14 protein-coding genes and 1 tRNA gene are annotated in these 15,316 nt (G+C 54.0%); 10 read left to right on the forward strand and 5 right to left on the reverse strand.

The genetic code is table 11. The features are described 5' to 3' along the window. Positions 1–19 precede the first annotated feature (19 nt). Both OHL22_RS04865 and OHL22_RS04870 read right to left on the reverse strand, forming a co-directional pair. Entirely contained in the window at positions 20–754 is a 735-nt protein-coding gene (locus OHL22_RS04865; protein ID WP_263333831.1) for an SDR family oxidoreductase, read from the reverse strand. Between the two features lie 108 nt (positions 755–862). Continuing rightward, a tRNA-Cys gene (locus OHL22_RS04870) sits at positions 863–938 on the reverse strand. A gap of 318 nt (positions 939–1,256) precedes the next feature. On the opposite strand from OHL22_RS04870, the gene OHL22_RS04875 reads away from it, so the two are divergent. The 3 genes from OHL22_RS04875 to OHL22_RS04885 all read left to right on the forward strand — a co-directional run bounded on the left by OHL22_RS04875 (position 1,257) and on the right by OHL22_RS04885 (position 4,016). Then, positions 1,257–2,195: a PhzF family phenazine biosynthesis protein gene (locus OHL22_RS04875; protein WP_263333833.1), complete on the forward strand. Its 939-nt coding sequence runs from the start codon at positions 1,257–1,259 to the stop codon at positions 2,193–2,195. Between the two features lie 627 nt (positions 2,196–2,822). Beyond that, on the forward strand, positions 2,823–3,257 hold the full coding sequence (locus tag OHL22_RS04880) for a response regulator (RefSeq protein WP_263333836.1): 435 nt from the start codon (positions 2,823–2,825) through the stop codon (positions 3,255–3,257). A gap of 78 nt (positions 3,258–3,335) precedes the next feature. Then, positions 3,336–4,016, forward strand: a complete 681-nt coding sequence (locus OHL22_RS04885; protein ID WP_263333838.1) for a MarC family protein — start codon at positions 3,336–3,338, stop codon at positions 4,014–4,016. A gap of 31 nt (positions 4,017–4,047) precedes the next feature. Here the strand turns inward: OHL22_RS04885 and OHL22_RS04890 are convergent, their stop codons facing one another. Continuing rightward, positions 4,048–5,448 carry a glucuronyl esterase domain-containing protein gene (locus OHL22_RS04890; RefSeq protein WP_263333841.1) on the reverse strand — a complete coding sequence of 467 codons (1,401 nt, stop codon included), beginning with the start codon at positions 5,446–5,448 and terminating at the stop codon, positions 4,048–4,050. 209 nt (positions 5,449–5,657) lie between these two features. On the opposite strand from OHL22_RS04890, the gene OHL22_RS04895 reads away from it, so the two are divergent. Beyond that, positions 5,658–6,902 (forward strand): SGNH/GDSL hydrolase family protein, encoded by a 1,245-nt coding sequence (locus OHL22_RS04895; protein WP_263333843.1) that lies wholly within the window; start codon positions 5,658–5,660, stop codon positions 6,900–6,902. Positions 6,903–6,952: 50 nt separating this feature from the next. On the opposite strand, the gene OHL22_RS04900 is transcribed toward OHL22_RS04895, so the two are convergent. Further along, complete coding sequence (locus OHL22_RS04900) at positions 6,953–9,226, reverse strand: S9 family peptidase (protein ID WP_263333844.1); 2,274 nt, start codon at positions 9,224–9,226, stop codon at positions 6,953–6,955. Between the two features lie 506 nt (positions 9,227–9,732). Between OHL22_RS04900 and OHL22_RS04905 the strand changes: the two genes are divergently transcribed. From OHL22_RS04905 to OHL22_RS04930, 6 genes are all read left to right on the forward strand, one after another. After that, entirely contained in the window at positions 9,733–10,704 is a 972-nt protein-coding gene (locus tag OHL22_RS04905; RefSeq protein ID WP_263333846.1) for a hypothetical protein, read from the forward strand. Positions 10,705–10,747: 43 nt separating this feature from the next. After that, on the forward strand, positions 10,748–11,551 hold the full coding sequence (locus tag OHL22_RS04910) for an ATP-binding cassette domain-containing protein (protein ID WP_263333849.1): 804 nt from the start codon (positions 10,748–10,750) through the stop codon (positions 11,549–11,551). Next, entirely contained in the window at positions 11,548–12,180 is a 633-nt protein-coding gene (locus OHL22_RS04915; RefSeq protein WP_263333852.1) for an ABC transporter permease, read from the forward strand. Before OHL22_RS04910 ends, OHL22_RS04915 begins: the two co-directional genes overlap by 4 nt. Beyond that, positions 12,177–13,055 (forward strand): glycine betaine ABC transporter substrate-binding protein, encoded by an 879-nt coding sequence (locus OHL22_RS04920; protein WP_263333854.1) that lies wholly within the window; start codon positions 12,177–12,179, stop codon positions 13,053–13,055. Before OHL22_RS04915 ends, OHL22_RS04920 begins: the two co-directional genes overlap by 4 nt. Before the next feature lie 69 nt (positions 13,056–13,124). Beyond that, entirely contained in the window at positions 13,125–13,934 is an 810-nt protein-coding gene (locus tag OHL22_RS04925) for a zinc ribbon domain-containing protein (protein ID WP_449489624.1), read from the forward strand. Between the two features lie 6 nt (positions 13,935–13,940). Continuing rightward, positions 13,941–14,471, forward strand: a complete 531-nt coding sequence (locus OHL22_RS04930) for a 5' nucleotidase, NT5C type (RefSeq protein ID WP_263333859.1) — start codon at positions 13,941–13,943, stop codon at positions 14,469–14,471. A gap of 45 nt (positions 14,472–14,516) precedes the next feature. Here the strand turns inward: OHL22_RS04930 and OHL22_RS04935 are convergent, their stop codons facing one another. Next, positions 14,517–15,281: a helix-turn-helix domain-containing protein gene (locus OHL22_RS04935; protein ID WP_263333861.1), complete on the reverse strand. Its 765-nt coding sequence runs from the start codon at positions 15,279–15,281 to the stop codon at positions 14,517–14,519. Between the last annotated feature and the right edge of the window lie 35 nt (positions 15,282–15,316).

Here is a 15,316-nt window from a genome sequence, read left to right on the forward strand (position 1 = left end):
AATCAACAGCTCCAACAGATTACCAGGGAAGTTCCTGCCCTAGGTGAATGAAGCGGCCACTAGGCCCATCGGTCCCCAACAGCGCTAAAGCCACGCTGGTCTTTGCCCCGTCGGGGATTTCCATAGGCGCGGCATCTGTACCCATATCTGTCTTGACCCAACCAGGATGAGCCGAGTTCACCTTGATCGGCGTGTCTCTTAGCTCCCATGCCAGGTGCACCGTATACGCGTTCAAAGCAGACTTTGATGCGTCATAAGCGAATGACTTGAAGTGGTATATGGGACTGGATGGATCCGCATGCAGCGCAAGCGATCCGAGGATGCTGGAAAGATTTACGATGCGGCCGGCAGGGCTCTTCTTCAACAGAGGCAAAAGCTCGCGCGTCAAAGCAACCACTGCAAACAGGTTCGTGGAAAAGATCCGTTCGAGCTCATAGTCCTCGACCTGGCTTACCATCGGAACAAGCCCCTCTTTGCCATTCACACCGGCATTATTGATCAGAATGTCGAGACGTCCAAACTTCTCTTCAAGATACTTCACCGTAGCGACGCGATCTGAAGCACTCGTAACTTCAAGCTGTAGCGGGTAAGCCTCCACACCAAGCGCCTTGAGCTTCGCCGCAGTCTCTTCGGCAGCCTTCAGCGTTCGGGCCGCCGCCACGACAATCACTCCCTGCTCACCTAATTGCTTTGCCGTTTCCAATCCGATGCCGCGGTTGGCGCCGGTAATCAACGCGACTTTCTTCTCTGCCATGCTGGCCTCCTGGAGGGAATAGATGAACTGGGGTAGCGAACACGATGCAATGAATCTTGGTAGTCGCGGCCTTTGGATAGAATTTAAACAAACCGAAACAAGAAGGATTGGAGCACCGGGCGGGAATTGAACCCGCGAATACTGGTTTTGCAGACCAGCGCGTTAGCCGCTTCGCCACCGGTGCTCATTTGGAATACCTGTTTGAATTCACTCTTCACTCAATTGCTCATTGCCCTGAAACGCCAAAACCCACCTCGCTTGGGAGCGGGTGGGTTACATGAGGCTTGACCTATGCCTCTAGAACCTGCCCGCCATGCGCACTCGCTGGCAACCGCAACAGAGACAGAGCGAATTGGCAAGACGAAGGTTCATTGGATGCCGAATCAAGGCTGAGTGAAGATCAACCCTCTTCATCAGGATTATACGTAGACTAGAGAGGTCACCGTGGGGGTGTCAAGTAGTGACCGCTGCATTGCATAGACCAAAGGGGCTTGAGTACTTCGTGCTCGACGTATTCACAACGGAAAAACTGCAGGGAAATCCTCTGGCAGTTGTTCTTGACTCGCACGGTATAGCGACCGGCATGATGCAGGCAATCGCCCGCGAAATGAACCTGTCGGAAACAACCTTCATTCAGCGCCGCGATCCGACGACCGAAAAACGCAACGGCGTGCGCGTGCGCATTTTTACCACCGAAGAAGAACTGCCATTTGCAGGACACCCCACTCTTGGCACAGCGAGCCTGCTGAGAGCAATTGCACCCGAGTGCATCGATAACGAAATGGAGAACGAAACTGTACGTCTCGCGCTCAATGTCGGCACCATACCCGTACGCTTCACCAATTCGAAACAACAGGAACCATGGCCCGCTCGTGGCGAAATGACGCAACGCGATCCAGAATTTGGTGAAGTGCTCGACCCTGATGTTGTGGCATCGCTCACAGGGCTTTCTGTGTCAGACTTCGATCCGCATCATCCTGTTCAGATCGTCTCAACAGGAACCGCGTTTGCGATTGTTCCGCTTCGGTCTGCTGCATCTCTGGCAAAGCTCAAGGTGCGGCAGGATGAAGCCACCGCCTACTTGCGCGCGAGAGGAGCACGCTGCTTTTACGTACTCGCCCCCGAACCTGTGAACCCATCCGACGAGGCCGATGCCATGCCATTGTGGCGAGCTCGCATGCAGTTCAACGGCGGTGAAGATCCAGCTACCGGATCAGCAGCCGGATGCGCAATCAGCTATCTCGTTGGAAAAGGAATTGTCGATTCACGACAAACAATTCACGTGCGGCAAGGCGTTGAAATTAGCCGTCCAAGCGACTTGTATCTAAGCGCGAAACGCAACCTCGACACATCCAACGAAACAAAAAATTCCTCGGTGACAGATGTACGAGTTGGAGGCAGCACTATTCCGGTTGCATCCGGGCATCTTTTCCTGCCGTGATGCACATGCTTTCAACAGGCTTTCACATTGGCAACGCATTGCGAATAGAGGACCTAGAGAATTCGAACGGAGTTTTCAACGTTACACACATGTTCATTTCACCTCTTCTTCGCTGTTGCGCGAATACGCCGACGCCCTTAGTCTCGGAAAGCGTTGCAGACATCCAGCAGTTATTGAAAGAGAAGAACCAGCATCGCAAGAAACCCGCATAGACCACCCGCAATCAGGGCGCACGTGCGATAAGGTCTCGCTCGATGATTCTTCTAAGGAAATTGCGAACGGTGTGCTGCCTTTGGTTTTTACTCACAACTGAATTCTGACGGGAAAGCGAGATCACTTCCAGCAGAGTTGCTCACTGATAATTTTCAGCGCAATTCTGCGTTCGGGAAGTTTTGTCTCAAATTCCAGTCGCCGCAGCATCGAACTGGTTCGCACTCCAGACATAGGCAAGGCGGTAAGCGCGTTCTGACGCAGAGAGGATATCCCTGTCCCACGAACAGCGCACCTATCTGCCAATCTGCTCGCACGAGTCGCAGCTGTGGTCGCCATTGACTCAATGCCCACCAACTCTACACATGAGTCGGCGCCGCATCCAGCGAATCATCCAAAGGAGTACCGTCAATCCCCATGCGCCCCAAGAAAACCATCCTTTGCGTAGACGACAACGAGCAGACTCTCTCCGTACGAAAATTCATGTTGGAAACGCGTGGCTATCGCGTTCTGACAGCCATCAACGGACAGGAAGCAATTACTCTTTTCTCATCCCGGCAAGTCGATCTCGTACTCACCGATCTAGGTCTTCCCCAGATGGACGGCAATGCCCTCATAGGACACCTGAAAGAGATTTCCCCAGAGGTGCCAATGATTCTCACCAGCGATACTGTCCGCGCCGGTGAGCGCCCGCATCGCGCTGATGCTTTTCTCTCAAAAGGTTGCTGCTCGCCCGCCGAACTGGTGGAGCGCATTCGCGTGATGAGCGCCCGCAAGCGTGGTCCGCGCAAGGCTACAGTGCCTGCGCTACGCTCGCTGGCAGCAGATACTCTTGTGACACGAGCCTCTTAAGCAGGCGCAACCTGTTGCGTTTAGACTTGATGAGCCGGAAGCGCATATTCCGGCTCAAATAGGTCGAGGGTAGGCAAGGTGCATTTCGACACTATCTACAACCAGGTGCTTCTCGTCCTGCAGGCATCCATCCTGGTGCTTGCGGCGCTTTTCCCCATCGTTAACCCGATCGGCAGCGCTGCCGTTTATCTGGCGATGGTGCAAAATGTCGATGCGAGCACGCAACTCAAGCTAGCCAAACGCATCACCATGTACAGCTTCGTGCTGTTGATCGCATCGATGCTCTTCGGCGGCAAGATTCTTTCGTTTTTTGGCATCTCGCTATACTCGGTTCAAATTGGTGGCGGCCTGATCGTTGCTGCCAACGGCTGGCTGCTACTGAACAAAGACGCATCGAAAGATCGCGCAGCTATGCCAAATCCAGAAGCCGTGCTCGCTCAGGCGTTTTATCCCTATACGCTGCCTATCACGGTCGGGCCCGGCTCCATCTCTGTCGCAGTCGCATTGGGCGCGCATCTTCCATCCGAGTTCCATGTGCGCTCGTTTATATCTCCCGGCATTCTGATCTCATCCTTGCTGGGCACGATCGTGACCTGCGCCATCGTCTACATCTGCTATCGCTGGGCAAAGCCTGCGGCGGACCTGCTCGGCAAGTCCGGAACCACCGTGCTGATGCGCCTCTCTTCCTTCATTTCCTTCTGCATCGGCATTCAGATCCTCACCAGCGGTATCCGTGCATACATCGACGTACTGCGTTGACAATTCCTCTCGCGTAGCCATAACTGAGCTACTACGGATTGTGTCCGATAAATTTGTCAGCCCACTCGATGAAGTACTTCATGTTGGGCGCGTCGGTGTGTCCTCCATCATGCTGACGCCACGCCAGCTCATGATCGAGCAGCCCATCATTGACCGGCGGCATCTTCGCCGATTTGTAGTCTCCTTCCACATCGATTCCTTTGACGCCGAGAAAATCGAAAACCCGCCCAGCATCGACCGTTGCCATAAAGCTGCCTTCGTGATCAAGCCAGCGAGCGTCGCCTTTCTCTGGAATGCCATAGCTGATGAACGTTAGCCTCGGCGCACATAGCGCAATCAACTCGTTGGAATCGACAGGGATGTCTCCTGGATTCATGCTTCCAAATTTGGCTTTCGAGGCTCCGTACTTCATGAAGTTTCCGGCCATCCAGTAATACTCCCCCTCCGTCAGGTTTTCGACTGCCTCACCCCAGTTGCGGCGCAACAGCGTAGCCCCGCCTTTGCCTGACGATCCCACCAGCACCATCGCAAATCGCTGATCGAATGCCATCGTGACCAATGCAGCTTTGCCATAACGCGAAACGCCTTCAATACCCACATGCTTCGCGTCCACTGCCGGATCGGTTTCCAGATAATCCAGTGCTTGTCCCGCTCCCCATCCCCACGCACGCAGCGCACCCCAGTCTTCGGGCTTGCGTGGCTGGCCGTGGTTCACCAGACCAATGATGCCACGCGTGATGCCTGCGCCATCGTCCGCCTGCACACTCGTCGGATCAAGGAGCACAAATCCCCAGCCAGCCGCGATCAACTGCCATGCATTAGGCAGGCCGCCATCCTCGTTCAACTGCGGAAACTGAAATGGGGTTGCCTTCATCGGCTCCCACGCAGGATGTTTCTCGAAGACTTGCTGCAGCGAAGGATCCTGCTGGATCATTAACGTCTTTAGCGCCGTATTTAAGCGTTCGAACTCCTCCTGTGATGGCTCGTTCGGAGCGGGAAATCCAGCCCTTCCAAACATGACCAACACTGGGACTGGCCCCTTCACATTCGCAGGCGTAACGAGCGTCATGTGTATCTTGACGCTGATCCGCGGGTAGGCAGAATTGTCGACCGTTCCGATCAGGTCCTTAGCAACAACCGGACTGAAGCCCAGCCGTTCATGATCGACTGCAGTAACAGACCAGGTCACCTTCGGCACATCTTTGGGAACGCGGCCATAGACATACTTCTCAAACATCTCGACCAGCTCGGGCCGACGCTGATCCCACCACATCTTGGCCGACCTAACCTTTTGGCCATTGTTCATCGTGAGAGGATCGGGCACGTTCGGATATGGATTGGCCTTCGATTCGTCATAGTTCGCGTGGTTAGGCGCTTTCTCATCGCCACTCGGTCCAGGACGCAAAGCCTCAATACCCAGTTGATCCATCATGTTCTGGTGGTCTTGCTCCGACGTAAAAGTAACTGGCGGAGGCGCAGATTGCCCTTGAACAGAAGCAATCTGACTCATCCCAAACAGGCAAGCGATGCAGCAAACACTAAGGTAAGTACGAAACCGAATGCGCACGTATGGCCTCCAAAATGGTATGCTTGGTCTGTTTTCCAGCCGATTTATTTCGGGGTACATACTAAACCGTGCGTATGAGAACTGGACAGCTTTTTCTCGCTTCATTGCTGCTTGCTGCCGCAATGGCTCCAACGGTACTTGTGGCTAAACCACATTCGTCGGCATGGGTCGCAACCTGGGGTACTTCGGAGCAAATCCCTGAATCGCAGAATGCTCTTCCGAAAGCGGATTTGCGCGATGCAACCATACGTCAGATAGTGCATATCTCCGTCGGTGGCTCGGAGCTTCGCGTACATATGTCAAATGAATTCGGTACAGAAGCGCTTGAATTCACTGCGGTACACATCGCCAAGGCAACCTCTCCAAGCTCCTCTGCAATTGATCCGGCAACAGACGAGGCTCTCACATTTGCAGGAAAATCGAGCGTGATGATTCCCCCCGGAGCGGAATTTATTTCGGACCCAGTAAAAATGCAAGTTACCCCGCTCTCCGACCTCGCCATCACTTTTCATCTTGACGAGCCCCCTGCGCAAGAAACGGGTCATCCCGGGTCGCGCGCAACCACATATTATGTGCACGGAGATTCGGTTTCGGCGCCCGAACTGAAGGAAGCCAGACATATCGACCACTGGTACCAAATCTCCGAAATCGACGTGCAAACTAATTCGGAACCGGCTTCGATCGTAATCTTGGGTGACTCCATCACCGATGGGCATGGAGCAACCACTAACGGCAACGACCGCTGGACGGACGTGCTTGCGGCACAGCTGCAATCCTCAGAAAAGACTCACAATATCGGAGTGGTAAACAAAGGCATAGGCGGCAATCATCTGCTCACCGATGGCCTCGGCCCAAATGTTCTAGCCCGCTTCGATCTCGATGTGCTCGCGCCTGCAGGTGTTCGCTGGCTCATCGTCTTTGAAGGCGTCAACGACCTGGGCGGCGTGGCCCGCATCAACGAAGTCCCAAAATCGCAGCACGACGCCATGGTGCAGCGCGTGCTGTCGGCCTATCAGCAGATCATCGATCGCGCACATGCCCATGGAATCCGCGTAATCGGCGCATCCATCACTCCGTACGTTGGCTCAACCTACTATCACCCCGGCCTGTTGAGCGAAGCCGACAGGCAAGCCGTGAATACATGGATAAGAACTCCAGGCCACTTCGATGCCGTCATTGATTTCGACCAGGTGGTTCGCGATCCGCAGTCACCAGATCACCTGTTGCCACCCTTCGATTGCGGTGATCATCTGCACCCATCGCCTGCCGGATACAAAGCAATGGGCGAGGCAATCCCTCTCAGCTTGTTTAAGTATTAGCAATTGGCTCATGCGCTCTGGCACTAACTGCGCACTTTATCGATTCAGAATCATTTCCCCGTCTCGTCCGTAACCGGCATGAGATAGGTCTCAAACTGCTGCAAGATCCGGTTGAAGAGAAATGGCCGCACCTCTGTACCTGCAATGCTGTGCGTCTTGCGCGGAAATATCTGCAGATCGTATGGCTTGTTATTCAAAATGAGCTGCTGCACATACTGCACCATGTTCTGCATGTGCACATTGTCATCTCCTGTACCATGCACAAGAAGCAGATGACCATGCAGGTTCGTTGCTGAATTCACAACGGAGAAATCCTTGTAGCCATCGGGAAAATCTCCGGGCTCGCTCATGTAGCGTTCCGTATAAATTGAATCGTAGTTCTTCCAATCGGTCACAGGAGCAACCGAGACACCAGCACGGAAACGATCCGAATGTGACATGGCATACAGAGTGAAAGTCCCACCCCAGCTCCAACCCCACCATCCCTGTCGCTTAGGATCTAGTTGCGGATATTTCGCGAGCGCAGCATCGGCTACGGTCAATTGATCCTGTAGCTGAATTGGACCGAAGTTGTGATAAGCAAACTGCGCAAAGTCACGGCCGCGTCGTCCCGTTCCACGATTGTCTGTATGTAGAACCGCAAAACCATGCTGAGCCAATAACTCGTCGAAAAGAAACCCGTCACCGCCAAAATGATTCGACACCGTCATCGGGCCCGGACCACCGTACGGATTCAATATGAGCGGCACACTATGCTGCTCCGACTTCCCTTCCGGCAGCAATATCGTGGCATACAGACTTATGCCATCCGATGTCTTTACTTCGAACTGCTCGGGCGCTCTTAGGCGATAGAGCTCATAGGCCCGCGTAGACCAGAAAAGATTGCATGCCCCCCCGACGCGGCATAGGCTCACTGATTCCGGCGTCATGCGATTACTGAACCGATCTACAAAGAAATTGCCGCGCGGCGGAAAACTCCCTTGATGTGTTCCTGAAGCAGTAGTGACCTCTGTCTTCTCGCCGTCAAAAGTCACCATCCATATCTGCTGATCCAGTGGGGCGCCTTCATTGGACGTATACACAACTGTCTTGCTGGTATGATCAACTCTCAGCACCTCATCTACATCAAAATCTCCCTTGGTGAGCTGACGCACCATCGTTGCCTGTCCATCGAGAGGATTATTTGCTTTGTAGCCATATAGATAGAGATGCTCATGCCCATCCTGCCAGCTCGACAAAACAATCGCACCATCCGCAATCGATATATCGTATTTCTCATCGAAGAACTTGTCATCTTGCTGCGCCAGCATCAATTTCGCATTTCCATTTGAAACGTCAGCGAAGTAAATATTGCGATGTTTGTGATTCCGGGTCAGCGTCTCGATCCATACATATTTACGATCGATCCAGCCAAAGCGTGGAATATAGTCGTCGCCGGGCTTGAATTGATCGGCCGGCAACTTTATCCAAACCACCTTACCTCCCATCGGTCCTACGACTCCAACTCGCACCGCTGGGTTTGGATCTCCCGGCTGTGGATACCGCTGCATATCGACCGTTGTATGTTGTGGAATCCAATCGGTTAGCGGGTATTGGGGAACATTGCTTTCGTCCATCTGCAGAAATGCGAGATGCGCAGAGTCAGGCGCCCAGAAATAATTACTCCGCACATCAAGCTCTTCTTCATAGACCCAATCCACTTTCCCGTTTAAAACTGCCGCATTTGCGGTCGTCGCAACAGCATTCGTAGGCGAGCCAGGCTCACGCAGACGAATCACCGACAGTCCATGCTCTGTGCCGTTGTCATTGATAAAAGAAACAAATCGCCCGTCTGGAGAGAACTTCGGATCATCTCCAGAACCCGCACCACTTGATCCGACATTTAGTCCCGTTCCCGTCTTCAGGTCGTAAAGCCAGTAGCTCCCGTTCGCATCGAACAGTAGACGCGCAGAGTCAGGCGACCAAAGATAGCTCGCCATCCCATAACGCTGACGGTGATCCCTGTCTTTTTCACTCGCCGCTGTTGTAGAAAGCGAAGTGAGCTTGCTTCGGCTCACCATGACATGAGACTTGGCTGTTCCTGGATCGAGATCGATCAGTTCTCCGCCATCGAGATACGTCAGATGTTCTCCGTTGGGCGACCACGTCAATCCCTGCGGAGGCCGGCCTCCGATCGTACCGTGCGCATAGATATCCTCGACTGTAAGCGTCTTTGCAGGGGATACCTGTTGCGCATAGCTAGGCTGAATACAGGCAATTCCAAAAGAAAAAGCGCCAGTCAGCACGGCGCAGGAAATTCCAAGACGAATGGTGGTGGAGATCAATGCGTTGCCCCCTCGCGAAAGATAAAACAGCGCACACTGGTCCGAAATTAAAGCTACGTCTGTGCAGTGTGTACGAGGGAAGTGTAACGCAGCAGACCGGCCCATCCGCCAAAGCTAGAAGTTAGTGGCCACCCGCACCCCGGCCGCCCTTGGCCTTGGTCATGAAGAAGATGATCGGAACCGTCAGGCTCATGACGAAGGGGTACCAGCATCTCCATCAATGTCGCCAGCATTACCGTCAGGCAATTGCTGCTGGTTGGCCCCCTGGTTTCCAGACAGCGCCAGGCATGACGTGCTTGACATCTGCGTGGGCGATCGGTCGGTTTGCGTGATCGCCTGAGAGGCAGCACTCATGTGAGAAAGGATTTAGAAGCTGGTTCAAAGGTCGGAAGATGCCACGAATCTCTCCCGGCATTAACTAACTGAAACAATACGTCGATACGTATCAAAGTTGGGTTGTGGTGCTATAGTGGCCCAATCGAGATCAATCTTTCCGGCGGTTGATTATGATCGTGTCTTCTCGGACTCAACCTACCAAGCCAGCCACTTCGGCATTCTGGACAGCTCTGTCCATCCTAGCGATGATCGCCGTGCCCGCCGGACTGACATTGCATTGCGTCCGAATTGCACCTTCGGTAGAAACCTCAATCGCAAACCCGTCCCCCTACGGATATACCGTCAGCCTTCTTTTGTTCATCGTCCCGATCACCGCCATTGCGCTGTGGTTTCTGCCACGTGAAGGAGTGAAAATATCGCAGAAGGCCTTCAACTGGACGATCGGACTTTTGTTTCCGATCGGCGCAGCTCTTGATTTTTTCTTTGCCCGGCGTTTTTTCACCTATTCGAATCCCGCCGCCACACTGGGATGGACGGCTCCTGCACTTGGCGGTGGCGTCCCGGCAGAAGAGTACGTTTTTTACTTCACCGGATTCGTCGCTGTCTTACTGATTTATATCTGGCTCGATGAATATTGGCTCAAGGCCTACTCCGTCTCCGTCGATTCCAGCACCCGCACAGACTTCAAAAAGCTTCTGCGCTTTCATCCCTTGTCCTTAATCCTCGCTATCGTCCTTGCTGCTGCTGCCGTCATCTTTCGCCTCGCTTTTGTAAAATCGCCCGGATTTCCTGAATACTTCCTGTTCCTAATCGCCGGAGCGCTAGGCCCGTCGGCTGCGCTATTACCCTCTGCGATGCCCGTGATTAACTGGCGAGCCTTCAGCATTACCTCACTCGTCATTCTGCTGATCAGCTTGTTGTGGGAAGCAACTCTTGGCGTGCCATATCACTGGTGGGGATTTCAGGATGCTCAGATGGTCGGCATCTACATCGCTGCCTGGAGCAATCTTCCCATCGAAGAAATCTTTGTTTGGATATCCGTTACTTTTGCCACAGTTATCGTGTATGAAATCGTCCGGCGATGGAAATCATCAGGAAAACGTGCAAGCCATGCTTTCTTTGGATCTCCGTCTGCGCAATAAGTGAGTAAGCCCCCAGCACAGGTGGCTTTACACTGAGGACGGCATGAGTGCGGCAATCGAATTCCGCGATATAAGCTACATCACCAAGCAGAATCGCGCCCTGCTGAGCAACATCTCGCTATCCATTGAAGAAGGCTCGGTCACGGCCATTCTTGGCCGAAGCGGATCGGGCAAAACAACACTCCTCCGCACTGTCAATCGCATGATCGAGCCGACATCCGGAGAGGTGCGAGTAAGCAACCAAAGTGTTCAGTCGGTCGATATCATCGCACTGCGCCGCAGCATAGGCTACGTCATACAGGAAACGGGACTCTTTCCGCATTTCACTGTTGAGCGTAATGCAGGCACAGTGCTCGAATCTTCTGGGATTCCAAAAACAGAGCGAATTCGACGCAGTCACGAACTGCTCAATGCCGTCGGACTCGATTCGAATCAATTTGCGGCGCGATATCCGCACCAATTATCCGGCGGCCAAAGGCAACGTGTTGGCATTGCCCGTGCTCTCGCCGCCAAACCCTCGACATTGCTGATGGATGAGCCATTCGGAGCACTGGACCCCTTAACTCGCATTGAGATGCAGGATATGCTTTTGCAACTCCTCAAGTCTCGTGCAGCCCAGACACGCACGACTGTCCTGATGGTTACGCATGATCTTGACGAGGCCCTCTATCTAGCCGACCGAATCGTTTTAATGGATACCGGCAATCTGGTAGCTGATCTGACTCCGGCAGAGTTCCTGCAGTCGCAACAACAAAACGTTGCTGACTATGTGCGTGCATTTCATCGCGGTGAGCGCAACCGTGCTGCAAGCCGAGGTCAAATTCGCACCAGGGAGGACCGAGCATGAATCAATTCCTCTCTCAATACGGAGGACAGATCGCCGAGCTGACCTTCGAACATCTCTGGCTCACTGCAGCAGCCATGCTGCTCGCATCTGTGATCGCGATCCCCACAGGCATCTGGCTGACGCGCGCCACGCGATGGGCCAATCCGATAATCACCATCGCGAATATTCTTCAGACCATCCCCTCGCTCGCCATGTTCGGGTTTCTACTCCCCCTCCCCTGGCTTGGCGAACGTGCCGCCCGCATCGCCATCGCAGCACTTACCGCATACGCACTGCTTCCGATACTCCGCAATACATACACCGGTATCCGAAGCATCGATCCCGCGATTCTTGAAGTTGCCCGCGCTCTCGGGCTAACAGGGACGCAGAGACTTTTCAAAGTTGAGCTGCCACTGGCAGCGTCTTTCATCCTCGCAGGGCTTCGCACGGCAACAGTAACCTGTGTCGGCATTGCAACCATCGCCGCAGCTGTGGGTGCCGGCGGGCTCGGCGAGTTGATCTTTCGCGGCGTGGCTTCGGTCGATAACCGCCTCGTGCTGGCAGGTGCAATTCCAGCAGCGCTCCTGGCGCTGGCAGCCGACGCTGTCCTTGGTTTGTTTGAGCGAAAATTGCGGACGCCTGCACAATGAGACTCTTAGCATCCATCTCAGCATCGCTTTGTCTTTTGTTGACCTCCTGCGCGCCGCCACGGCCTTCGCATCCCGTTATTGGCGCGAAGAACTTCACAGAGCAGGTAGTCCTTGGAGAGTTGCTTGCACAGGAAATCGAGGCAAAGTCTGGCCTCAAGGTGGAGCGTCGTTTCTATCTGGCCGGCAGCTATATCTGCCAGCAGGCGCTCGTCTCCGGACGTATTGACGCGTATGTAGAGTATGCCGGCACAGCGCTGACTGCGATCCTCAAGCAGCCCTTGAATCATGACCCGGACCAAGTCTACAACACGATAAAACAGCTCTATAACTCTCGATACCAAATCAATGCCGGACCACCGCTGGGATTTGAGAATACCTTCGCGATGGTCATTCGTGGCGACGACGCACGCCGCCTTCACTTGCAAACGCTGAGCCAAGCTGCCACATATACACCACAATGGCGGCTTGGCGTTGGGTATGAATTCGAGCAACGCCCTGACGGCTTAGCAGGGCTAACCAAAGTCTACGGACTGAAGTTCGCAGCTCCACCACGCACCATGGATCTTGGGCTTCTCTATCGCGCGCTGCAGCAACATCAGGTTGATATGATAGCCGCCAACTCCACCGATGGCCCTATACAGGCTCTCGGGCTTGTCGCTCTTCAAGACGACCGGCATTACTTTCCGCCGTATCAAGCCTTTCCACTTGTTCGCGAAGATGCGTTGCAGCGATGGCCTCAGATTGGCGTGGCGCTTCAAGCGCTGGCTGGCAAAATCACTGCATCCGATATGCAGAGCATGAACGAAGCGGTCGATGGACAGCACCGCGATCCGGCAGATGTCGTTCGCCAGTTCAGAATGAGTCACGATCTCTAACGCTCAACTCAGCCTCAGCTCATACGTTGGATGCGATGCACGGGCACTTTTGTTACACTTTGTCCACTCATGGAGAAGCTCTCGGAAGAAACTCAATTTCTCGTCCGGTTACAGGCAATCGAACTGGAACGTATTCGATTGACAGCCGCCCTCAAGAAACTTCCTTCAGACATTGCGCATGCAGAGAAGCTGCTGAGTGATGGGCGCAAGCGCCTTACCGAACTGGATGCACTGCTCAAACGTGAAGAGTTATCTCGTGCCAACTACGAGCTTGAGATTGCCGGCCATAGGATCAAGGCCGCGCGTTTTCGTGGGCAGCTCGATACAGCCACAAACACCACCCAGGCGACGGCCCTGGAGCACGAGATTGGCTTTGCCGAAAAAGAGATTGGCAGACTTGAAGATGAAGAGCTTGTCAGCATGGAAGCCTCTGAGCGCATGGATCAGGAGCGTGCCGATGCCGTCACGCTGGAAGGCAAGCTGACCGAAACGCTTGGCCTGATTCGTGCACGTGTCGGCGAACAGGAGCTCGAATTCCGTGAAGAGATTGCGTCGCTTACCGCCGAGCGCGAAGTTTTGCGTCCAAAGATTACCTCTGACCTACTCGCCCAATTTGATCGGACAGCTTCCACTAAGGGCACAGGCATCGCTCGCGCCGAAGGCCAGCAATGCTCCGGCTGCCGCATGGGCATCCGCCCGCAGGTCTGGAATCAGCTCCGGGACGGCACCATATTGCCCTGCGAAACTTGCAGGCGAATCCTCTACTATGATCCAGCTATGGAACCGTCCGCTCCCGCCAAATCTCCTCAAAGCGTAAAGCCCGGCGCAACCGCCGGCGAATTGGGTGGCAGCAGCATTCAGCGCCGTACAGGAGTCTAAGTAACCTTGAAACGAATCTGCGTCGACATGGACGAAGTCATGGCGGATACGCTCAGTGAGCATCTTCGCCGCTACAACGCTTTCTACGACGAGGAAATCGCAGCCACCGATCTGAGTGGAAAAGCACTCTGGGATGTCGTCTCCGTTGATCGGCAGGAAACACTCCGGCAAATTCTCCACGCTGAGGATTTCTTCGAAGACCTTCCCGTCATGCCCGGCTCGCAATCGGTTCTTCGTGAGCTATCGCAACGATTTGAAATATTCGTCGCCACCCAGGCAATGTCCGTGCCAACCTCCTTCGGAGCGAAATATCGCTGGCTTCTCCGTCACTTCCCTTTTCTGCCACCCACTCATTTCGTCTTCTGCGGAGACAAAAGCATCCTCAAGGCAGATTTTCTGATCGACGACATGCCGCGCAATCTCATGCGTTTCTCGGGCACGGGGGTGCTTTATTCCGCTCCACACAACATGCACGCGCAGGGATTTGACCGTGTCATCAGCTGGGTCGAGGTACTGACCTACTTCGCCCATCACTAATCGAAGCTAAAAGGCAACCGATACAACATCTCGCAAAGACGCCGTTCAGCGGTTCATGCTGGCTCCAGGCTTTGACGGCAAAGACTGAGTCGTACCGTTTTGTATCGCGCTATTCTGCCCGCCCGCCGCCCGAACAGGGGTACCGGGCAGATTTCGCCCCGGAATTGCTGTTCCAAGAGGGCGGAGCTGCATCGCGGGTTGCGGCGCAGGCGGCTGATGCATCGTAACAATGAGCGCCCCTGCTGGAGACTTGCCAAAACAAAAATAAGAGTGCGGCGTGCTCGCGTCAAAATATACCGAATCCGATGGCTCCAGCGTAGTCACCTGATCTCCATGACGAATCTCCAGTTCGCCGTAGAGAATGTAAAGAAATTCGTAGCCAGGGTGCACATGCGGCCGCACCTCTTGATTCTTCGTATGCGGCACAAACTCGGCAAAATAGGGGTCCATGAGACGGTCAGGAACCATATAGCCGAGGCTTTCAAAAAAATATGTTGGATCGTCCACACCCGTCTGTGGCAGACGCACGCGATCTTTTCTGCGATGTACTCGAAACAACGACTGTGGTTCCGACTCAAAAAAATAAGAGAGATCCTTCGAAAACACCATCGCTACCCGCGCCAGATTTCGCAATGTCGGAACGACTCGGCCCGTTTCAAGCTGGGACAGGAAACTCGCAGAAAGGCCCGTATGACGTCCTAATTCCACCAGTCCCATCGATTTCTTGAGGCGCAGCCGTTTAATTCGCTCTCCAATGTGCTTTTCGGCAATAAATTGCTCGGCAGTCTCGGAATCAACTTGAGAAGTCATTACGGATTCTGTTCGGATTGCAGATTCATTCATAG

The organism is Acidicapsa dinghuensis (assembly GCF_025685685.1).
GTDB classification, from domain to species: domain Bacteria; phylum Acidobacteriota; class Terriglobia; order Terriglobales; family Acidobacteriaceae; genus Acidicapsa; species Acidicapsa dinghuensis.